Source organism: Pseudomonas sp. MT92 (assembly GCF_058792515.1).
Window position 1 is genome coordinate 144,715 of sequence record NZ_JBXAFA010000001.1, and the last position, 20,703, is coordinate 165,417.

20 protein-coding genes and 1 pseudogene are annotated in these 20,703 nt (G+C 59.7%); 10 read left to right on the forward strand and 11 right to left on the reverse strand.

Features of this window, described 5'->3' with window-relative positions; all coding sequences use genetic code 11:
- Positions 1-47: 47 nt before the first annotated feature.
- Positions 48-827 (reverse strand): catabolite repression control protein Crc, encoded by a 780-nt coding sequence (gene crc, locus AC1Q6D_RS00685; RefSeq protein WP_003176915.1) that lies wholly within the window; start codon positions 825-827, stop codon positions 48-50.
- Between the two features lie 81 nt (positions 828-908).
- On the opposite strand from crc, the gene pyrE reads away from it, so the two are divergent.
- The gene (gene pyrE / locus AC1Q6D_RS00690) at positions 909-1,553 is read left to right on the forward strand and encodes an orotate phosphoribosyltransferase (protein WP_047535097.1); all 645 of its coding nucleotides are present in this window, start codon (positions 909-911) and stop codon (positions 1,551-1,553) included.
- A 92-nt stretch (positions 1,554-1,645) separates the two neighbouring features.
- Here pyrE and argB read toward each other — a convergent pair whose 3' ends face one another.
- The 4 genes and pseudogenes from argB to coaBC all read right to left on the reverse strand — a co-directional run bounded on the left by argB (position 1,646) and on the right by coaBC (position 5,880).
- Positions 1,646-2,551: an acetylglutamate kinase gene (gene argB / locus AC1Q6D_RS00695; RefSeq protein ID WP_047535093.1), complete on the reverse strand. Its 906-nt coding sequence runs from the start codon at positions 2,549-2,551 to the stop codon at positions 1,646-1,648.
- Positions 2,552-2,575: 24 nt separating this feature from the next.
- A pseudogene (locus AC1Q6D_RS00700) lies at positions 2,576-3,979 on the reverse strand (phosphomannomutase/phosphoglucomutase); the annotation flags it as partial.
- A gap of 231 nt (positions 3,980-4,210) precedes the next feature.
- Positions 4,211-4,666 (reverse strand): dUTP diphosphatase, encoded by a 456-nt coding sequence (gene dut / locus AC1Q6D_RS00705; protein WP_047535088.1) that lies wholly within the window; start codon positions 4,664-4,666, stop codon positions 4,211-4,213.
- A gap of 5 nt (positions 4,667-4,671) precedes the next feature.
- Positions 4,672-5,880, reverse strand: coding sequence for a bifunctional phosphopantothenoylcysteine decarboxylase/phosphopantothenate--cysteine ligase CoaBC (gene coaBC, locus AC1Q6D_RS00710; protein ID WP_047535086.1), 1,209 nt, complete (start codon positions 5,878-5,880; stop codon positions 4,672-4,674).
- 135 nt (positions 5,881-6,015) lie between these two features.
- Between coaBC and radC the strand changes: the two genes are divergently transcribed.
- Complete coding sequence (radC, locus tag AC1Q6D_RS00715; RefSeq protein ID WP_047535082.1) at positions 6,016-6,690, forward strand: RadC family protein; 675 nt, start codon at positions 6,016-6,018, stop codon at positions 6,688-6,690.
- Between the two features lie 107 nt (positions 6,691-6,797).
- Here radC and AC1Q6D_RS00720 read toward each other — a convergent pair whose 3' ends face one another.
- Positions 6,798-8,381 (reverse strand): ABC transporter substrate-binding protein, encoded by a 1,584-nt coding sequence (locus AC1Q6D_RS00720; RefSeq protein ID WP_103402936.1) that lies wholly within the window; start codon positions 8,379-8,381, stop codon positions 6,798-6,800.
- Between the two features lie 447 nt (positions 8,382-8,828).
- Between AC1Q6D_RS00720 and rpmB the strand changes: the two genes are divergently transcribed.
- Together rpmB and rpmG are read left to right on the forward strand one after the other, a co-directional pair.
- Positions 8,829-9,062, forward strand: coding sequence for a 50S ribosomal protein L28 (rpmB, locus tag AC1Q6D_RS00725; protein WP_034147715.1), 234 nt, complete (start codon positions 8,829-8,831; stop codon positions 9,060-9,062).
- A gap of 11 nt (positions 9,063-9,073) precedes the next feature.
- Entirely contained in the window at positions 9,074-9,229 is a 156-nt protein-coding gene (gene rpmG / locus AC1Q6D_RS00730) for a 50S ribosomal protein L33 (RefSeq protein ID WP_007894709.1), read from the forward strand.
- A gap of 201 nt (positions 9,230-9,430) precedes the next feature.
- On the opposite strand, the gene AC1Q6D_RS00735 is transcribed toward rpmG, so the two are convergent.
- Positions 9,431-9,793: a cupin domain-containing protein gene (locus AC1Q6D_RS00735; RefSeq protein ID WP_047535073.1), complete on the reverse strand. Its 363-nt coding sequence runs from the start codon at positions 9,791-9,793 to the stop codon at positions 9,431-9,433.
- Between the two features lie 222 nt (positions 9,794-10,015).
- Here AC1Q6D_RS00735 and AC1Q6D_RS00740 point away from each other — a divergent pair, with 222 nt between their 5' ends.
- Both AC1Q6D_RS00740 and AC1Q6D_RS00745 read left to right on the forward strand, forming a co-directional pair.
- Entirely contained in the window at positions 10,016-11,509 is a 1,494-nt protein-coding gene (locus AC1Q6D_RS00740; RefSeq protein ID WP_103402935.1) for an aldehyde dehydrogenase, read from the forward strand.
- A 146-nt stretch (positions 11,510-11,655) separates the two neighbouring features.
- Complete coding sequence (locus AC1Q6D_RS00745; protein ID WP_103402934.1) at positions 11,656-12,801, forward strand: MFS transporter; 1,146 nt, start codon at positions 11,656-11,658, stop codon at positions 12,799-12,801.
- A 27-nt stretch (positions 12,802-12,828) separates the two neighbouring features.
- Here the strand turns inward: AC1Q6D_RS00745 and AC1Q6D_RS00750 are convergent, their stop codons facing one another.
- Complete coding sequence (locus AC1Q6D_RS00750; protein ID WP_103402933.1) at positions 12,829-14,394, reverse strand: phospholipase D family protein; 1,566 nt, start codon at positions 14,392-14,394, stop codon at positions 12,829-12,831.
- A 60-nt stretch (positions 14,395-14,454) separates the two neighbouring features.
- Complete coding sequence (locus AC1Q6D_RS00755) at positions 14,455-15,888, reverse strand: aminotransferase-like domain-containing protein (RefSeq protein ID WP_103402932.1); 1,434 nt, start codon at positions 15,886-15,888, stop codon at positions 14,455-14,457.
- 179 nt (positions 15,889-16,067) lie between these two features.
- Between AC1Q6D_RS00755 and AC1Q6D_RS00760 the strand changes: the two genes are divergently transcribed.
- A complete protein-coding gene (locus AC1Q6D_RS00760; RefSeq protein ID WP_103402931.1) occupies positions 16,068-16,313 on the forward strand; it encodes a DUF1127 domain-containing protein in 246 nt (81 codons plus the stop codon).
- Between the two features lie 101 nt (positions 16,314-16,414).
- Here the strand turns inward: AC1Q6D_RS00760 and AC1Q6D_RS00765 are convergent, their stop codons facing one another.
- Positions 16,415-17,728: an NAD(P)/FAD-dependent oxidoreductase gene (locus AC1Q6D_RS00765; RefSeq protein WP_103402930.1), complete on the reverse strand. Its 1,314-nt coding sequence runs from the start codon at positions 17,726-17,728 to the stop codon at positions 16,415-16,417.
- A gap of 147 nt (positions 17,729-17,875) precedes the next feature.
- Here AC1Q6D_RS00765 and AC1Q6D_RS00770 point away from each other — a divergent pair, with 147 nt between their 5' ends.
- Complete coding sequence (locus AC1Q6D_RS00770; protein WP_103402929.1) at positions 17,876-18,229, forward strand: YkgJ family cysteine cluster protein; 354 nt, start codon at positions 17,876-17,878, stop codon at positions 18,227-18,229.
- Positions 18,230-18,369: 140 nt separating this feature from the next.
- On the opposite strand, the gene AC1Q6D_RS00775 is transcribed toward AC1Q6D_RS00770, so the two are convergent.
- Positions 18,370-18,858, reverse strand: coding sequence for an Lrp/AsnC ligand binding domain-containing protein (locus AC1Q6D_RS00775; RefSeq protein WP_047535058.1), 489 nt, complete (start codon positions 18,856-18,858; stop codon positions 18,370-18,372).
- 157 nt (positions 18,859-19,015) lie between these two features.
- On the opposite strand from AC1Q6D_RS00775, the gene dadA reads away from it, so the two are divergent.
- Positions 19,016-20,320: a D-amino acid dehydrogenase gene (gene dadA / locus AC1Q6D_RS00780; protein ID WP_047539144.1), complete on the forward strand. Its 1,305-nt coding sequence runs from the start codon at positions 19,016-19,018 to the stop codon at positions 20,318-20,320.
- The gene (locus tag AC1Q6D_RS00785; protein WP_103402928.1) at positions 20,292-20,645 is read left to right on the forward strand and encodes a RidA family protein; all 354 of its coding nucleotides are present in this window, start codon (positions 20,292-20,294) and stop codon (positions 20,643-20,645) included. The genes dadA and AC1Q6D_RS00785 overlap by 29 nt, the downstream gene beginning before the upstream one ends.
- Positions 20,646-20,703 lie beyond the last annotated feature (58 nt).

A 20,703-nucleotide genomic window follows, 5' to 3' on the forward strand; every position in this document is an offset into this window, starting at 1 on the left:
AAATGCCCGTATCTTGCGATACGGGCATTTTTCATTCGGCACAACGCTTAGATGGTCAGCGTCCAGTCGTAGTCCACGATCAGCGGCGCGTGTTGCGAGAAGCGCGGCTGGCGCGGCAAGCGTGCGCTGCGTACGAAACGACGCAGGCCCGGGGTCAGCAGCTGATAGTCGAAACGCCAACCGAGATTGAGCATTTCGGCTTGTTCGTTATCCGGCCACCAGCTGTACTGATCGCCTTCACGGCTGACTTCGCGCAGGGCATCGACATAGCCCATGTTGCCGACAATCTCGTCCATCCAGGCACGTTCAGGTGCCAGGAAGCCCGGGGATTGCTGGCTGTCGCGCCAGTTCTTGATATCCAGCTTCTGTTGCGCTACGTACAACGAGCCACAATAAATGTACTCGCGACGTTTGCGTCGCTGTTTATCGAGATAACGGGCGAAGTCGTCCATTAGCTTGAACTTCTGGTTCAAGTCTTCATCGCCGTTCTGCCCTGAAGGGAGCAGCAAGGTCGCGATGCTGACCTTGTCGAAATCGGCTTGCAGGTAGCGCCCGTAGCGGTCGGCCGTCTCGAAACCAAGACCGCTGATGACAGCCTTCGGTTGCAGCCGCGAATACAAAGCCACGCCACCTTGGGCGGGGACTTCGGCATCGCAGGCATAAAGGAAGTATCCATCCAGTTGGAAGGCTGGATCGTCCAGTTCAAAGGCGGAGGCGCGGGTGTCCTGCAGGCAGATGACGTCGGCATTCTGTGCTTGCAGCCAACTGAGCAAACCACGCTCGACTGCTGCCTGAATACCATTGACGTTCACACTGATGATCCGCATAAATGGCCCCAAAAATCGCGTGCGTGTATGATACACGGCGTCAAGCTAATTAGCTAAATCCGTGGTATTTGGGGTTTTTCCATGCAAGCGTATCAACGCGATTTCATTCGTTTTGCCATCGATCGCGGCGTTTTGCGCTTCGGTGAGTTCACCCTGAAGTCCGGGCGTACCAGTCCTTACTTCTTCAATGCGGGCCTGTTCAATACGGGTGCTGCCCTGGCGCAGCTGGGGCGTTTCTACGCCGCGGCCATTGCCGAGAGCGGTATTTCCTTCGATGTGCTGTTCGGTCCGGCCTACAAAGGCATCCCGTTGGCGGCGACTACCGCCGTGGCGTTGGCAGAGCACCACAACCGTGACCTGCCCTGGTGCTTCAACCGCAAGGAAGCCAAGGCCCACGGCGAAGGCGGCAGCCTGGTCGGCGCGCCATTGACCGGTAACGTACTGATCATCGACGACGTGATCACCGCTGGCACCGCCATCCGTGAAGTGATGCAGATCATCGCGTCTCAGGAAGGCGCCAAGGCCGCTGGCGTGTTGATTGCCCTGAACCGTCAGGAGCGTGGCAACGGCGAGCTGTCGGCGATTCAGGAAGTGGAGCGCGACTTCGGCATTCCGGTGATCAGCATCGTTTCGCTGAATCAGGTATTGGAATTCCTGGCCGACGATCCACAGCTCAAGCAGCACTTGCCGGCGGTAGAGGCTTACCGCGCCCAGTTCGGCGTCTAAGCGCAATCCCAGGCTCGCTCTTACAAGGATCGCAAACAAAAAAAGACCCCGCTCAGCCAGGCTGAGCAGGGTCTTTTTATTTGCGCGATCGCTTAGTGACGCTTGCGATTGCTGATCAAGGTGCCCACACCGGTATCGGTGAAGATTTCCAGCAGGATCGCATTCGGCACGCGACCGTCGATGATCAGCGAGCTGCCGACGCCGCCCTGAACCGCTTCCAGTGCGCAACGGATCTTCGGCAACATGCCGCCGTAGATAGTGCCATCGGCGATCAGGTCGTCGACTTGCTGAGTGCTCAGGCCGGTCAGGACCTTGCCCGACTTGTCCATCAGGCCGGCAATGTTGGTCAGCAGCATCAGCTTCTCGGCTTTCAGCGCTTCGGCGACTTTACCGGCCACCAGGTCAGCATTGATGTTGTAAGACTCGCCGTTCTCACCGACGCCGATAGGCGCGATCACCGGAATGAAGTTGCCTTTGACCAGCAGGTTCAGCAGTTCGGTGTTGATCCCGACCACTTCGCCCACCTGACCGATGTCGATGATTTCCGGTTGGGTCATCTCCGGCGTCTGGCGAGTGACGGTGAGCTTCTTCGCGCGGATCAGCCCGGCGTCTTTACCGGTCAGGCCGATGGCGCTGCCGCCATGGCGGTTGATCAGGTTGACGATGTCCTTGTTGACCTGGCCACCGAGAACCATTTCCACAACGTCCATGGTCGCGGCGTCGGTGACGCGCATGCCATCGACGAAATGGCTTTCGATCGACAGGCGCTTGAGCAAATCACCGATTTGCGGGCCGCCACCGTGAACGACCACCGGGTTGATACCCACGGCTTTCATCAGCACGATGTCGCGGGCGAAGCCGGTTTTCAGCTCCTCGCTTTCCATCGCGTTGCCGCCGTATTTGATCACCAGTGTCTTGCCGACGTAGCGGCGAATGTAAGGCAGCGCTTCGGACAGGACCTTGGCGGTGTTGGCGGCGGCTTCGCGTTCGAGGGTCATTCAGGGCTCCGGTGCTTCAATAAATCAAAACGGTAGTTGGAGATCAGGTGCAACACGCTTCAGTTGGACTTTGAAGACGTCCTTGATGCGCTGCAATTCAGCCTCGTCATCGGCCTCGAAACGCAGCACCAGCACCGGTGTGGTGTTGGATGCGCGAACCAGGCCCCAGCCTTTGGCATAGTCGACTCGCACGCCGTCAATGGTGGTCAGGTCGGCGCCTGCGCCCCACTGCGCGTCGTGCAGTGCATCAATGATGCTGAATTTGCTCTCTTCGGTCACATGGATATTGATTTCCGGCGTAGAAATATCATTCGGGAAGGTCGCGAACAGCTCTTCGGCCGATGATTTTTCCTTGCTGAGGATCTCCAGTAGCCGCGCGGCGCTGTAAATGCCGTCGTCGAAACCGAACCAGCGCTCCTTGAAGAAGATATGCCCGCTCATTTCGCCGGCCAGCAGGGCGCCGGATTGTTTCATTTTCTTTTTGATCAGCGAGTGACCAGTCTTCCACATCAGCGGACGGCCGCCGTACTCCTTGATCAGCGGGATCAGGCGACGGGTGCATTTGACGTCGAAGATGATTTCCGCGTCCGGGTTGCGCGCCACCACGTCGCGGGCGAACAGCATCAGCAGGCGGTCCGGATAGACGATGCTGCCCGTGTTGGTCACGACGCCCACGCGATCGCCATCGCCGTCGAAGGCCAGGCCGATATCAGCGTTGGTTTCCTTGACCTTGGCGATCAGGTCAACGAGGTTTTCAGGCTTGCCCGGATCCGGATGGTGGTTCGGGAAGTTGCCGTCGACTTCGCAGAACAACGGAATGACTTCGCAGTTCAACGCTTCGATCAATTGCGGAGCGATCACACCGGCCGCGCCATTGCCACAGTCCACGACCACTTTCAGGCGACGGGCCAGTTTGACGTCCTGGACGATTTCGGTGGTGTAACGGTCGAGGATCTCGACTTTGGTGATGCTGCCCTTGCCGCTGCTCAGGTCGTTGTTTTTGAGGCGGTCGTGCAGCGCCTGGATCTGTTCGTTGGCCAAGGTATCGCCGGCGATGACGATCTTGAAACCGTTGTAGTTCGACGGGTTGTGGCTTCCGGTCAGCATCACGCCGGATTTGCCGGCCAGGATATTGGCGGCGTAGTACAGCGCTGGCGTTGGCACCAGGCCGACATCGCTGACGTGGCAACCGCTTTCGGCCAGGCCTTGAATCAATTTTTCCACCAGCTCCGGGCCGGACAGGCGACCGTCACGGCCAACGGATACGTTGGGTTCGCCCTGCGCGAGGCTCTGTGCACCGATGGCGCGACCGAGCCAGTAGGCCGTTTCTGCGTTCAGAAATTCCGGGACGGTGCCGCGAATGTCATAGGCGCGGAAGATGCTGTCTGGGAACTTGGGGGCAATTTGGGCCGGGGTGCTCATCTGGGGAAACTCCATCTCGAATGTGGTTGGACCTGCCTGCGAGTGACTCGGCAGACTCAAACTGAAGGGTATGACGGCGTTTTCCACAGAGAGTTCGTGGTGCGAAAAGGCCATCTTGCCGAAGTCAGCGGCTAACGGGTTGGCCCATGCCTTGATTTTGGGCGGGCAACCTTACTGTTGGGGCCGTTTGAAATCCGTGGCGAGAGCGCTTTCTCGCCACAGAAATCCTCTATCGGATCAATGGCTACCGGAATGACCGAAACCGCCGGTACCGCGCTGGGTCTCGACGAACTCTTCGACCATCTCGAAATGTGCCTGCACCACCGGTACCAGCACCAGTTGCGCCAGCCGCTCGCCCACCGCCATGGTGAAGTCGGTCTGGCCACGGTTCCAGCAAGAAACCATCAGCGGGCCCTGGTAATCAGAGTCGATCAGACCCACCAGGTTGCCCAGCACGATACCGTGCTTATGGCCCAGGCCGGAGCGCGGCAGGATCAGCGCGGCGAGGTTCGGATCGCCGATGTACACCGACAGGCCGGTAGGGATCAGCACGGTTTCACCCGGTTTGATCACGATGTCCTGCTCCAGCATGGCGCGCAGGTCGAGGCCGGCGGAGCCCGGTGTGGCGTATTGCGGCAACGGAAATTCGGTACCGATGCGGGGGTCGAGGATCTTGGCTTGCAAAGCGTGCATGTAAATTAAACCTGGTTCAGACGTTCGGCGATAAAAGTGATCAGCTGACGAGCAATCTTGCCCTTGCTGGTCTGGGCGAAAAGTGTGGCGTGAAGCTCGCGGTCGATCACGCTGCAGGCGTTTTCTTCGCTGTTGAAGCCAATGCTCGGGTTGGCGACGTCATTGGCGACGATCAAATCGAGGTTCTTGTCTTTCAACTTGCGGGCAGCGTAATCGAGCAGGTGTTCGGTTTCAGCGGCGAAACCGACACTGAACGGACGGTCGGGGCGTGTCGCGATGCTGGCCAGGATGTCCGGGTTGCGCACCATTTGCAGCAACAAGCCGTCGCCGTTCGTAGGATCTTTCTTAAGTTTTTGTGGTGCGACTACTTCCGGGCGGTAGTCCGCAACTGCGGCAGAGGCGATGAACAGGTCGCAGGGGATCGCAGCTTCGCAGGCGGCAAGCATGTCGCGGGCACTGACCACGTCGATGCGTGTGACACGGTCCGGGGTCGGCAAATGCACGGGGCCGGTGATCAGCGTCACTCGAGCGCCGGCTTCAACAGCTGCTTCAGCGAGGGCGAAACCCATTTTCCCGGAGCTGTGGTTGGTGATGTAGCGCACCGGGTCGATGTTTTCCTGGGTCGGGCCAGCGGTGATCAGCACGTGCTTGCCGGTCAGCGCCTGGCGCTGGAAGCAGTCGGCGGCGCACTGGGCCAGATCGGTGGCTTCGAGCATGCGCCCCAGGCCGACGTCGCCGCAGGCCTGGCTGCCAGAGGCTGGGCCAAAGACTTTCAGGTCGCGACTTTCGAGGGTTTGCAGGTTGGCCTGGGTCGCCGGATCGCGCCACATGGCCTGGTTCATCGCCGGGGCGACGGCGACGACCGCGTCGGTGGCCAGCACCAGTGTGGTCAGCAAATCATCGGCAATGCCTTGGGCAAGACGAGCGATCAGGTCGGCGGTGGCCGGCGCGATCAATACCAGATCGGCCCATTTCGCCAGTTCGATGTGACCCATGGCGGCTTCGGCTGCCGGATCCAGCAGATCCAGATGAACCGGGTGTCCGGACAGGGCCTGCATGGTCAACGGGGTGATGAACTCGGCGCCGCCACGGGTCATGACTACGCGCACTTCGGCGCCCTGGTCCATCAGGCGGCGAACCAGATCGGCGCTTTTATAGGCAGCGATACCGCCGCCGACGCCCAGAACGATGCGTTTCCGATACAGCCGCTGCATAGGTCTGCCTTTCAATTCGTTGGTGGCTGCTTGGCGATACCCCCTCCCCAGGGATGAATTCGCCAGCAAAAAAGATGGGCTACGATATCACAGCGTCCGCTACGGAACAGCGGCGCCCACAGACAGGGAGGTGCTATGAGTATTCGCAATTGGCCGGCGGCGGAGCGGCCGCGGGAGAGATTACTGACACTGGGAGCCGCGAGTCTTTCAGACGCCGAGCTACTGGCGATATTTTTACGAACCGGCGTATCCGGCAAAAGCGCGGTGGATCTGGCGCGGCATCTGCTGGGCCAGTTTGGCAGTCTGCGCGCACTGCTCGAGGCCGATCAGGTCATGTTCAGCATGCATTTGGGACTGGGCCCGGCAAAATTCGCTCAATTGCAGGCAGCCCAGGAAATGAGCCGGCGGCATTTGGCCGAACGGGCGCGCCAGAAACCGGCACTGGAAAACCCTCACGTGGTCCGTGAATACCTGAAATCGATGCTGCGTCACGAACCGCATGAAGTGTTCGGTTGCCTGTTTCTGGACTCCAAACATCAGGTACTGAGCTTCGAAACGCTGTTTCGCGGGTCCATCGACAATACGAGTGTGCATCCGCGGGAGGTGGTCAAGCGTGCGCTGGCTAACAATGCAGCAGCCTTGATCCTCTGCCACAACCACCCGTCAGGGAACTCCGACCCCAGTCAGGCTGATCGGGTGTTGACCAAGCGTTTGCAAAAGGCGCTGGAGTTGATCGATGTGCGGGTGCTGGATCATTTCATCATCGGCGACGGCGATCCGCTGTCCATGGCCGAGTATGGGTGGATGTGAGTAGTGCATCACGGCAGGAACGAACTTGCTCGCGATGAGCCCGTGAACGCCAGGGGATGTCAGGTTTCCCGCTTTAACGTTGACGATCATCGCGAGCAAGCTTGCTCCTACAGTTTGACCTTCGAATAGTCCTGACGCCCAAACGGGCTGACTGAATAACCCTCGACATTTTTGCGCGTCAGGGCGAAAGCCGTCGGATGAGCCAGCGGTAGCCACAGCGCCTGTTGCTGGATCTGCGCTTGCGCTTGCTCATAAAGCTTGGTGCGAACGCCTTGCTCGCCTGTGGTTTTGCCGGCACTGATCAACTTGTCCAGATCCGCATTGCAATAGCGTGCGAAGTTGGTGCCGGATTTGACTGCCGCGCAGGAAAACTGCGGCGTGAGGAAGTTGTCCGGGTCACCATTGTCGCCAGCCCATCCCATGAACAGCAGGTCATGCTCACCGGCCTTGGCGCGGCGGATCAGTTCGCCCCATTCGATCACGCGGATCTCGGCCTGAATGCCGATTTCCGCGAGGTCAGATTGCAGCAGCTGCGCGCCGAGGCTCGGGTTGGGGTTCAGCAGACTGCCGGAAGGGCGGGTCCAGATGGTGGTCTGGAAGCCGTCCTTGAGCCCGGCCTTGACCATCAAGGCCTTGGCTTTCTCGATGTCATGGGGGTAGCCCGGCAGGTTTTTCGCGTAGCTCCAGGTGTTGGGTGGGTACGGGCCGTTCGCCGCTTCGGCGGTGTCCTCGAACACGGCTTTGACGTAGTTGGCCTTATCGAAGGCGAGGTTGATTGCCTGTCGCACTTCGGGCTTGTCCAGCGGTGGATGTTGGCTGTTGATGCCGACGAATGCGGTCATGAAGGCGTCAGTCTTTTCCACTTTCAGGGTCGGCTCTTTCAGCGCGGCCTGTACGTCCAGGGGTTTGGGCGACAGGGCGATCTGGCACTCGTTGCGGCGCAACTTCTGCAAGCGCACGTTCGCGTCCGGGGTGATGGCGAAGATCAGCGGGTCCACGGACGGTTTGCCGCCAAAGTAGTCCGGGTTGGCTTTGTAGCGAACCGAGGCATCCTTCTGGAAGCGGGTGAAAACAAACGGGCCGGTGCCGATTGGCTGGCTGTTGAGCTTGTCTGTGGTGCCGGCCTTCAACAATTTGTCCGCGTATTCAGCCGAGTAGATCGAGGCGAAACCCATGCTCAGGGTCGCGAGGAAGGTCGAGTCCGGGTGGTCGAGGGTGAAGCGCACGGTCAGTGGGTCAAGGGCGTCGATTTTCTTGATCAGCGCTGGCAATTGCATCGATTGCGCATGGGGGAAACCGCTCTGGGCAACCTGGTGCCACGGGTTGGCGGGGTCAAGCATGCGGTCGAAGCTGAATTTGACGTCTTCGGCGGTCAATTCGCGGGTCGGGCTGAAATACTCGGTGCGATGGAATTTCACCTGCGGTCGCAGTTTGAAGACGTAGATCAGGCCATCGGGGCTGACTTCCCAGCTGTCCGCCAGGCTGGCGATCACTTTGCCGCTGGCGGTGTCGAAGTCCACCAGCCGATTCATCAGTACGTCGGCCGAGGCGTTGGTGGTGGTCAGCGAGTTGTACTGCACCACGTCAAAGCCTTCCGGGCTGGCCTCGGTGCAGACGCTCAGGGCGGCGGCGAAGGCCTGTGGGCTCAGCAAAAACGGGGCGAGCAACAACGGTAGGGCAGCGAGGCGCATGGTCGGGTTCCTTTACAGATCGAAGGCCCATCTGCAAGTGCAGTCTGGAAAAGGCTTACCCTAGTGGGCTCGATTGCAAATGACTATCCCCTTTTTGATTTTGAGGAGACTATAGGCGACTGATTTTGCTGTGTGCCGGTTGGAAAAAACGCTGGGACGGCGTGTCGGGCGATTCTCTGCGACGAGCGGTAGAAGTCGACGATAGCCTTTATCCAAAGCGCCTGACGCTCGAAAAACAGGGTTTTTATCAACTCAATGTACAGCGAATGTTGTTGCTCTCTAGTCTTTCTGGTATAAAGCAGCGCTCTTTTCTAGGGGCCCGGTTCCTTCGTTTGTAGGTGTAGCCGGTAAGACCCTTAAAGAAACGCGGCGCCTGGCGCCAAATGACTGAGAGATTAAGCGGCCAACCCATGCCGGGTTGGGCATGTGGTTTTAGAGGGCTGAGGCATGTCTAGAGTCTGTCAAGTTACCGGTAAGGGTCCGGTGACTGGGAATAACATTTCCCACGCAAACAACAAAACCCGTCGTCGTTTCCTGCCGAACCTGCAGCATCACCGCTTCTGGGTTGAAGAAGAGAAACGTTTCGTGCGTCTGCGCGTATCTGCCAAAGGCATGCGTATCATCGACAAGCGTGGCATCACTGCCGTGCTGGCCGAAATCCGCAAAGCCGGCAAGATCTAAGGGAGCTAATCATGCGTGAATTGATTCGTTTGATTTCGAGCGCCGGTACTGGTCACTTCTACACTACCGACAAGAACAAGCGTACTACTCCGGACAAAATCGAGATCAAGAAATTTGATCCGGTTGTTCGCAAGCACGTGATCTACAAAGAAGGCAAAATCAAGTAATTGATTTTTCCCTCTTACGAAAAAGGCCCGTATCGCGAGATACGGGCCTTTTTTGTTGCTTGAGCTTTGTGATGTTTGTCAGGGCCTCATCGGCGTAGATTCGCCCGGAGCCAGCCCGCTTCCAGAGGTTTCGCAAACGTCGCAGATCTCTATGGGGGCGTGGCTTGCCCGCGATGAGGGTGGTCCAGGCAATGAAAGTCTTCAGGCCTTCTGCTCAAACGCCACATAAATCTTGCGGCAAGGCTCCAGCACTTCCCAGGTGCCCCGGAAACCGGCCGGGATGACGAAGCGATCACCTGCGCGCACGGTTTTGCTGTTGCCATCGTTATCGCGCAGGACGGAAACGCCCTGAACGATTTCGCAATATTCATGCTCGGTGAAGTTCACCAGCCACTGGCCGACTGCGCCTTCCCACACGCCGGCATTCAATTGGCCGCAAGGACTGTTGTAGTGGTTGTAGACCACTTGCTCAGGATCGCCCTTGAGCACCTTTGCCGGGTCTGGTCGATAGCGCTCGGGCTCGGTGGTGGCCTGGCCGAAGTCGACGATGTTCTGGATGCTCATTGTTGTATTCCTCCGTTATTGTTGGTATCGCCAAAGTCTATGTTTATTAAAATGAACATCGCAAGGTCGTTTACCGGCCTTGTGTCAAATATATTGAAACTTCCCCTGCCGCTGGTTTAGGGTGGCAGTTGCCTTGGGCCGAAAGCAGGCTGACCGGGCAGAATTCCTGACAGCGCCCGCGAAGAACGCGGGTGTCGTATTCAATAAGAGGAGGACACTCGTATGACCACCCTGACTCGTGCCGACTGGGAGCAACGGGCTCGCGATCTGAAGATCGAAGGCCGCGCCTACATCAATGGCGAATACACCGATGCTGTCTCCGGCGAGACCTTCGAGTGCATCAGCCCGGTCGATGGCCGTCTGTTGGGCAAAATCGCCAGCTGCGATGCCGCCGACGCCCAGCGCGCTGTTGAAAACGCCCGTGCCACCTTCAATTCCGGTGCCTGGTCGCGCCTGGCGCCGACCAAACGCAAAGCCACCATGATCCGTTTTGCCGGCCTGCTCAAACAGCACGCCGAAGAGCTGGCCCTGCTTGAAACCCTGGACATGGGCAAGCCGATCAGCGATTCCCTGTACATCGACGTTCCCGGCGCAGCGCAAGCCCTGAGCTGGAGCGGCGAAGCCATCGACAAGATCTACGACGAAGTCGCAGCTACCCCGCACGATCAACTGGGCCTGGTAACACGCGAGCCGGTCGGCGTTGTCAGCGCCATCGTGCCGTGGAACTTCCCATTGATGATGGCGTGCTGGAAGCTCGGCCCAGCGCTGTCCACCGGTAACTCGGTGATCCTCAAGCCATCGGAAAAATCGCCGCTGACCGCCATCCGCATCGCTGCTCTGGCAGTCGAAGCCGGGATTCCGAAAGGCGTGCTCAACGTCCTGCCGGGTTACGGTCATACCGTCGGCAAGGCCCTGGCCCTGCATAACGACGTCGACACCCTGGTGTTCACCGGTTCGACCAAGATCGCCAAGCAACTGCTGATTTACTCCGGCGAGTCGAACATGAAGCGCGTCTGGCTCGAAGCCGGCGGCAAGAGCCCGAACATCGTGTTCGCCGACGCGCCGAACCTGCAGGAGGCCGCTGAAGCTGCTGCGGGTGCTATCGCCTTCAACCAGGGCGAAGTCTGCACCGCCGGTTCGCGCCTGCTGGTGGAGCGTTCGATCAAGGACAAATTCCTGCCACTGGTGATCGAAGCCCTGAAAACCTGGAAGCCGGGCAACCCGCTGGATCCGGCGACCAACGTCGGCGCGCTGGTGGATACCCAGCAGATGAACACCGTGCTGTCCTACATCGAGTCCGGTCACACCGACGGCGCCAAACTGGTAGCCGGTGGTAAACGCATCCTCCAGGAAACCGGTGGCACCTACGTTGAACCGACGATTTTCGACGGCGTGAGCAACGCGATGAAAATTGCCCAGGAAGAAATCTTCGGGCCAGTGTTGTCGGTCATCACCTTCGACAGCGCCGAAGAAGCCGTCGCGATCGCCAACGACACGCCGTACGGTCTGGCCGCAGCAGTGTGGACTTCCGATATCTCCAAGGCGCACCTGACCGCCCGTGCACTGCGTGCCGGTAGCGTGTGGGTCAACCAGTACGATGGCGGCGACATGACTGCACCGTTTGGTGGCTTCAAGCAGTCCGGCAACGGTCGCGACAAGTCGCTGCACGCGTTCGACAAGTACACCGAGCTGAAGGCGACCTGGATCAAGTTGTAAGTCAGTAGGGAAGCCTGATCCAGGTCAGGCTTCCCAAACGACACAGATCCCTTGTGGGAGATCTATGACTGAGGGCTTCCCCTCAACCATAGATCTCCCACAGTGTTTTGTGCCGTACAGAAAAATTATCCACAGGAGCGTGGAACATGCGTTGGGCGACGTATTTCGCCGTGTTGGCGTCTGTCTTGAGTGTCGGCCTGGCCCTGGGTGTCAGCATGCCGCTGGTGTCGTTTCGCCTGGAAAGCTGGGGTTACGGCTCATTTGCTATCGGTGTGATGGCGGCGATGCCGGCCATTGGCATATTGGTCGGGGCGAAAATTTCCAGTCGTCTGGCGGCGCGCCTTGGTACGGCCAATTTGATGCGTCTATGCCTGTGGGCCGGAGCGGTTTCCATCGGCTTGCTGGCGCTGTTGCCGAGCTACCCGATCTGGCTGGTGCTGCGGCTGATGATCGGGGTGATCCTGACGCTTGTATTCATCATCGGTGAAAGCTGGATCAACCAACTGGTGGTCGAGCAATGGCGTGGGCGCTTGGTCGCGCTGTATGGCAGCAGTTATGCGCTGAGTCAGTTGGCCGGACCGGTGTTGCTGGGCTTTCTTGGCACCGAGCACGATTATGGTTTTTGGGTGGGTGTCAGCTTGCTGATGGCGGCACCGTTTCTATTGCTCGGTCGCAGCGGTGCGCCGAGCAGTGAGGCCGGTAGCGTGACCTTGAGGGATTTGCTTGAGTTCTGCAGGGGGCTGCCGGCGATTGCCTGGGCGGTGTCGCTGTTCGCTGCGTTCGAAGCGATGATCCTGACGCTGCTGCCGGTCTACTGCTTGCGCCAGGGGTTCACCACGGAAATCGCTCTGGCGATGGTCAGTACGGTGGTGGTGGGTGATGCCGTGTTGCAGTTACCGATTGGCGCGTTGGCCGATCGCTTGTCGCGGCGCACCTTGTTTACCGGGTGCGCGGTGGTGCTGCTGGGGTCGAGTCTGGGCATTCCGTTGCTGATCGATACGCTGCTGATCTGGCCGCTGTGGGTATTGTTCGGTGCCAGCGCGGGTGGGTTGTTCACCTTGTCGCTGATTCTGATCGGTGAACGTTATCGCGACGATGCGCTGGTCAGGGCCAATGCGCACATCGCGCAATTATGGGGCATCGGTTGCCTGATCGGACCTTTGCTGGCCGGTGCCGGTAGCCAGTGGATCAGCGGGCACGCTTTGCCGTTGCTGATGGCGGCGGGGGCGTTGGGCGTGCTGATCGTGGTGTCGCGGCAAGGGGCATTTGGCTCGGTTGCCGAACCGGCCTGACACCTGTGGGAACGTGCTCCCGCAGGGTCATAACATCCGTTCCAGGCCAACCGTATTACTGAACCAGGCATTGAAGTGCCGCCACCAACTGCCTGGCTCGCTGGTCAGGGTGTGCAGTTTGCCGTTGTCTTCGGTGACCCAGACGATCTGGCTTTTTTCCAGTTCCACTTTGTAGCTCAGGGGCGGTGCCATGCCTTGCAGCGCCAGTTCACGCGCGTGTGCCGCAAGCTCCGGGCTGTCCACCAGTACTCCGACTTCGGTGTTCCACAGCACCGAGCGCGGATCGAAATTGAACGAGCCGATGAAGGCTTTCTGCTGGTCGAAGATGATCGCCTTGCTGTGCAGGCTGGAATCGGAGCCGCGATAGGATCGGCTGTAGAACAGGTTAGGGCCGCTGCCGCCTTCGCCAGGCTGGCGGCGTAACTCGAACAGTTGCACGCCGTGTTCCAGCAGCGCCTTGCGATACGGTGCATAACCGCCATGCACCGCCGGTACGTCCGTGGCCTCCAGCGAGTTGGTCAGCAGCCGCACTGAGACCCCGGCGTCGGCGCGCCCGGTCAGGTATACCAGCCCCGGCTGGCCCGGCACGAAATAGGCCGAGACCATGATCAATTCTTTGCTGACGCCATTGAGTTCGGGCGCCAATTGCGTGGTCAACAGCAACTGAGGGTCTGGTTCGCCATCGGCCAGCACCTTGCTTGGTGCATCCCACAGCGCCTGGTTCCAGGCCCAGATCAGCTCTTTTCGCCAAATATCCAGGCGCGGTTTGGTCGCGTAAGTCATCAGGTGTTTGTAGAGTGCGTGGTTCTCTTTGCGTGTTTCCTCCAGGGATTCTTCGAGCCGGGTCCGGGTATTTTCCAGGTCCTTGGCGGTCGGTTTGCTGTATAGAAACCCATCGATCGGTTTGCTCAGGGCGCTGTTCCAGTACTGGTCGAAACTGTGTCCCAGCTGCTCGGCAACCGGGCCTGCGCCAAGCATGTCGATGTCGGTGAAGTTCAGGTTGGGTTCGGCATCGAAATACTCGTCCCCCAAATTGCGTCCCCCGACGATGGCCATGCTGTTGTCGGCCAGCCACAGTTTGTTGTGCATGCGCCGGTGTTGCCGCGACAGGTTGAACAAGCGGCCCATGGCCCGCGTCACGCCGGTGCTGCGGCCCAGATTCAGCGGGTTGAACACGCGAATCTGGATCTGCGGATGCGCCGCCATCGTGGCGATGGTGAAGTCCAGGCCGTCGCTGGTGGTGTCGTCGATCAGGATGCGCACGCGCACGCCACGGTCAGCGGCCTTGAGCAGTTCATTCGCCAGCATTCGTGTACTGATGCCGTCGTGAATGATGTAGTACTGCAAATCGAGGCTGCGTTGCGCATTGCGGATCAGCTCGGCGCGCGCAGTGAAGGCCTCGGTACTGTCCGATAGCAGGCGAAAACCGGACTGCCCTTGATGGGGCGCTGCCTGGGCCTGGACCGAGCGACCGAATGCCGAATCATTGGCTGGCAGCGCCTGGCTCGGTTCGCGCTGCACGTCGAGACTGGCGCAGCCGCCGAGGAACGAGGCCAGTAACACAAGAGCAAGCAGAGGCTTTGTGACTCTCACGTGGGATCGTTCCGGTTGGCGGCAGGTATTGGCATATGGACGTTGGTATCCGCAGAAAGGTCAGTCGTTGAGCTCGCTGGTTTCGGCCAGCAATTGAATGGCCGCAGCGCCGACCTTGCGCACCGCGTCTTCGATCTGTGCTGTCGGTTTGGCAGCGTAGTTCATCCGCAGGCAATTGCGGTACTTGCCCGAGGCGGAAAAGATGCTGCCGACGGCAATCTGTACGCCCTGGTCGTGCAAGGCCCGATTCAGTTTCAGGGTGTCGAATCCTTCCGGCAATTCAACCCACAGCATGAAGCTGCCTTGTGGGCGACTGGCGCGCGTGCCCGCCGGGAAGTAGCGGGTGACCCAGTCGATCATGGCGTCGCGATTGCGCTGGTATTGCGTACGCATCCGCCGCAAATGCGGTTCGAAATGGCCGCCCTTGAGGAATTCGGCGATGGCAATCTGTGGCTGTGGCGCCGTGGAGCCGGTGCTGATGTATTTCATGTGCAGCACCCGCTCCAGATAACGACCGGGCGCCACCCAGCCGATGCGCAGGCCGGGGGCCAGCGTCTTGGAAAATGAACTGCACAGTAAGACGCGGCCGTCCTCGTCGAAGGATTTGATCGTGCGAGGGCGCGGGTATGTGTAGGAAAGTTCGCCATACACATCGTCCTCGATGATCGCCACGTCGAAACGCTGTGCGAGCGTCAAAAGCGAGCGTTTGCGCGACTCCGGCATGATGTAGCCCAGCGGGTTGTTGCAGTTGGGGGTCAACTGTATGGCCTTGATCGGCCATTGTTCCAATGCCAGCTCCAGCGCTTCCAGGCTGATGCCGGTGAGCGGGTCGGTAGGGATTTCCAGGGCTTTCATGCCCAGGCCCTTGAGGGTTTGCATGGCGCCGTGAAAGCTCGGTGAGTCGACTGCCACGATGTCGCCCGGCCCGCAGATCGCCCGAATGCTGGTGGACAGCGCTTCATGGCATCCGGTGGTCACCACCAGGTCGCCGGGGCTCAGTTGGCAGCCGGAATCGAGCATCAGGCGTGCAATCTGTTCGCGCAGGCCGAGATTGCCGTGGATGTTGTCGTAATACAGACCGGGCATGTCCTGCCGGCGGCTCAACTGTGCCAGACCGCGCAATAGCGGTTTGAGGGTGGGCGTGGTGATGTCCGGCATGCCGCGACCCAGTTGCACCACATCCTTGCGCGGTACCGCGCGGATCAGCTCCAGCACCTGATCCCATTGCGAAATGTCCACAGGGCGTTGGGCCGGGCGACCGATCGCCGGCAGTTCCGGCAGCTCGCGACCGACCGGCACGAAGTACCCGGATTTGGGTTTTGGCGTGGCCAGCCCGCTGTCTTCCAGCATGCGATAGGCCTGCTGCACCGTGCTCAGGCTGACCCCATGTTCAACGCTCAGCGCCCGTACCGACGGCAGGCGGTCACCCGGGCGATAGAAGCCCTGTTCGATACGCGTGCCGAGTAATTCGGCGAGGTTCACATAAAGGGTCATGGCACTGCCTCGGTGCGGGGGATTCGGTCAACCAGTACAGATGTGGCAAAAATCGACAATTCAGTGCTTCGAACAGCAAATCTGTATGGGGATAATACATGGCTGTTGAATCTGTAATGGTTTTGCTCGCCCGCGCATCATGGAATCTCTGGCTACCCAAGTAAACAGGAGCGATGAAAATGAACGGCTTGAGCGATGTGCGGCTGACGTTACACAGTCAGGAACTGGTGGCAGGGCAGGGCAACGGTGCGCAGAGGTCCGTCATGCGCAACGCACCGTCCGGCCTGAGTCGCTGGGATCTGTTCTGGCATCGTCTGCACACGCGCAAGGCGTTGCTGAGGCTGACGCCCGAGCAGCTCAAGGATGTCGGGCTGACCCGTGAACAGGCACGGGAGGAGGGGCTCAAGCCTTTCTGGCGGATCTGAGTGGCGAACCAATCGCGAGCAAGCTCGCTCCCACAGGGATGAGATGGACCCGTGGGGGCAAGCTTGCTCGCGATGTAGCAGGTAAGAGCGAAATCAATCCTTCAAACCCACTCTTTCAGCCGATGCCACAACATCCCCAGCGCCAACAATGGCGAGCGCAGATGCTTGCCGCCGGGGAAGGTGATGTGTGGCACCTTGGCGAACAGATCGAACCCACCGCTGTGCTGACCGCTGATGGCCTCGGCCAGTAACCTGCCCGCCAGGTGCGTGGCATTCACACCATGGCCGGAATAGGCCTGAGCGTAATACACGTTCGGCTGGTCGTTGAGTCGACCGATCTGAGGCAAGCGATTGGCGCCGATGCCGATCATGCCTCCCCATTGATAATCGATCTTCACGCCGGCCAACTGCGGGAACACGTCCAGCATTTTTGGCCGCATATAGGCGGCGATGTCTTTCGGGTCGCGACCTGAGTAATGGCAGGCGCCGCCGAACAGCAAGCGTCGATCCGCCGAGAGCCGGTAGTAATCCAGCGCCACCCGCTGATCACAGACCGCCATGTTTTGCGGCAGCAAAGCGTGTGCCTGTTCCTCGCTCAATGGTTCGGTGGCGATGATGTAGCTGCCGGCGGGCAACACCTTGCCGCTGAGCTGCGGGTTGAGTTGATTGAGGTAAGCATTGCAGCCCAGTACCAGGGTCTTGGCGCGGACCGAGCCTTGGGCGGTATGAACCTTGATCTCGGGGCCGTAATCGATTCGGGTAACGGCGGACTGTTCGAATAGTTTGACGCCCAATCGTTGTGCGGCAGCCGCTTCGCCCAGTGCCAGGTTCAGGGGGTGCAGGTGCCCGGAACCCATGTCGACAAGACCGCCGACGTAGCGCTCGGAGCCCACCACCGTGTGCATCTCATGGGGTTGCAGCAGGCGGGTTTCGTAACGATACCCGAGGCTGCGCAGTTCTTCGGCGTCTTCGGCGAAGCCTTCGAGGTCGCGGGGTTTGTTGGCCAGGTCGCAGTAGCCCCAGGTCAAGTCGCAGGGGATCTGAAATCGCTCGACGCGCTGTCGGACGATTTCCACCGCTTCCAGGCCCATGAGTTTCATCTGACGCACACCGTCCGCACCGATCACGTTGGCGAACTGATCGAGGCCGTGCCCGACACCGCGAATCAACTGCCCACCATTGCGTCCGCTGGCGCCCCAACCGATCTTGTGCGCTTCGAGCAACACCACGCCGAGGCCGCGTTCGGCCAGTTCAAGTGCCGTGTTCAATCCCGAGAACCCGCCGCCGATCACGCACACGTCGGCCAGCACTTCGCCCTTGAGCACCGGAAGCTGCGGCTGCGGCAAGCTGCTGGCGGCGTAGTAGGAGGCCGTGTGCTGGTGGTTCGAGACAGGTTGCCGAGCACGAGCAGTCATCTGCGTGATCCTGATTTTTGTGTTTATAAAATTTGACGGAGCATAAGCCGGACCTTTGCAGACGGGCAACATTGGTCGGTTGCTGCTGTCTGGAAAAGGGCTTTTGCGTCAGAATCACGCTCTATTCCGATATCGGTCACCGCTTCGATGAGCTGCAACAGTCAGAAAATCCGCACGCTTCGCCAGCAGATTCCCTCGTTCGAGTGCGTCCCCGGCTGCCATGACTGCTGTGGTCCGGTGACGACCTCGCCGGAAGAAATGTCGCGCCTGCCGCGCAAGACCCGGGCCGAGCAGGACGCGGCGATGGAGGCACTCAACTGTGTGCACCTCGGACCGAACGGTTGCACGGTGTATGAAGAGCGGCCGCTGATCTGCCGGTTGTTCGGCACGACCAAGCGCTTGCCGTGCCCTAATGGCCGGGGACCGGTGGAGCTGATTCATCCGCGGGTGGAGAAGCAGGTGTTCGAATACATGGCTTCGAATCGGCAGGTCCTCGTCTGAGGGAAGACCGAGTCGCCTGTAATCGCTAGCGGGCTAGCTCCCACACTGGATCTGTGTCATGCACAGAATGTGTGTCCGCTGAAGATCAATTGTGGGAGCTCGCCTGCTAGCGATGGGGCCAGACCTGACAACGCAGCGCTTCAATCCGCAATCGGCAAATTCAAGCTCTCTTTCACCTCTTCCATCACGATGTAACTCTTGGATTCGCGCACATGGGGCAGCTTGAGCAGGATGTCGCCCAGCAGCTTGCGGTACGAGGCCATTTCGGAGATCCGTGCCTTCACCAGATAGTCGAAATCCCCTGACACCAAATGGCACTCCAGCACGTGTGGCAGCTTCAGCACCGCGCGTCGGAACTCTTCGAAAGTGTCGCCGGATTTGTAGTCGAGACTGATCTCCACGAACACCAGAAGGCTGCCCTTGAGGTGCTGCGGATTGAGCCGCGCGTAGTAACCCATGATGATCCCTTCGCGTTCCAGGCGCCGCACCCGCTCTGTGCAGGGCGTGGTCGAGAGTCCGACCTTCTCCCCCAGCTCGGTGAAGGAGATACGCCCGTCCGCTTGCAGGATCCGCAGAATGTTGCGGTCGATCTTGTCCAGCTCTCGTTTGGTTTGAGTGTTGGTACGCATAGGGGATGCGCCTCCGTGAAAAGGGTTTTTGCCGAGAATTGTCGCCAAATATAAGCGCTTATATAGTGAAAATCACTGGCTATTCTTTTTTACACTGCGCCTATCTAAAGCTCTGAACAACAAACGTCAGCGGTTAGCCGCGATGAGGGATATGAAAATGCGCGTCATGGTCTTGGGTAGCGGCGTCATCGGTACCACCAGTGCTTACTATCTGGCGCGTGCCGGGTTTGAAGTGGTGGTCGTCGACCGGCAGCCGGCTGCCGCGATGGAGACCAGTTTCGCCAACGCCGGCCAGGTTTCGCCGGGTTATGCCTCGCCGTGGGCCGCACCGGGCGTGCCGCTCAAAGCCATCAAGTGGCTGTTGCAGCGTCACGCACCGCTGGCGATCAAGGCCACTGGCGACATCGACCAATACCTGTGGATGGCGCAGATGCTGCGCAACTGCACCGCCAGCCGTTACGCGGTGAACAAGGAGCGCATGGTCCGTCTGTCCGAGTACAGCCGTGACTGCCTGGACGAATTGCGCGCCGAAACCGGCATTGCCTACGAAGGCCGCAGCCTCGGCACGACTCAATTGTTCCGCACCCAGGCCCAACTCGACGGCGCCGCGAAAGACATCGCCGTGTTGAAAGAATCCGGCGTGCCGTTCGAACTGCTGGACCGCGAAGGCATTGCCCGCGTCGAGCCGGCCCTGGCCAGCGTCACCGACATCCTCGCCGGTGCCCTGCGCCTGCCGAACGACCAGACTGGCGACTGCCAGATGTTCACCACCAAGCTTGCAGAGATGGCCGCGAACCTCGGTGTGCAATTCCGTTTCGGTCAGGACATTCAGCGCCTCGACTTCGCCGGCGATCGCATCAACGGTGTGTGGATCGACGGCAAACTGGAAACCGCGGACCGCTACGTCCTGGCACTCGGCAGCTACTCGCCGCAACTGCTCAAGCCATTGGGCATCAAGGCCCCGGTGTATCCGCTCAAGGGTTACTCCCTGACCGTGCCGATCACCAACCCGGCCATGGCCCCGACTTCGACCATTCTCGACGAGACCTACAAGGTCGCAATCACCCGTTTCGACAACCGCATCCGCGTCGGCGGCATGGCTGAAATCGCCGGTTTTGACCTGTCGCTGAACCCGCGTCGGCGCGAAACCCTGGAGATGATCGTTAACGACCTTTATCCTCAGGGCGGTAATCTGGCCGAGGCCAGCTTCTGGACCGGCCTGCGTCCGACCACTCCGGACGGCACGCCGATCGTTGGCGCCACACCGTTCAAGAATCTGTTCCTGAACACCGGTCACGGCACCTTGGGCTGGACCATGGCTTGTGGTTCCGGCCGCTTGCTGGCTGATCTGATGGCGAAGAAGAAGCCGCAGATCAGCGCCGAAGGCCTCGATATTTCCCGTTATGGCAACAAAACCCAGGAGTCCGCAAAGCATGTCAATCCAGCGCCAGCTCACCAATGAGCGTATGAGTCAGATCGTCACCCACAACGGCACGGTTTATCTGGCCGGGCAGGTTGGCGACGACATGAACGCCGGGATTGAACAGCAGACTCGTGAAGCCCTCGCCAACATCGAGCGTTTGCTCGATCTGGCCGGGACCGACAAAAACCGTCTGCTGTCGGTGACGATTTACCTGAAAGACATTGATGCACACTTCGAAGGCATGAACTCGGTCTGGGACCAGTGGTTGCCCAAAGGCGCCACACCGGCCCGTGCTACCGTCGAAGCGAAACTGTGCGAACCGCAAATCCTGGTGGAGCTGTCGGTTGTAGCCGCTCTGCCATAAGCAAGTCTGAAAGATCCCTCTCCCGGCGCTGCTGGCGGCTAATGTCATCAGCCAGCGC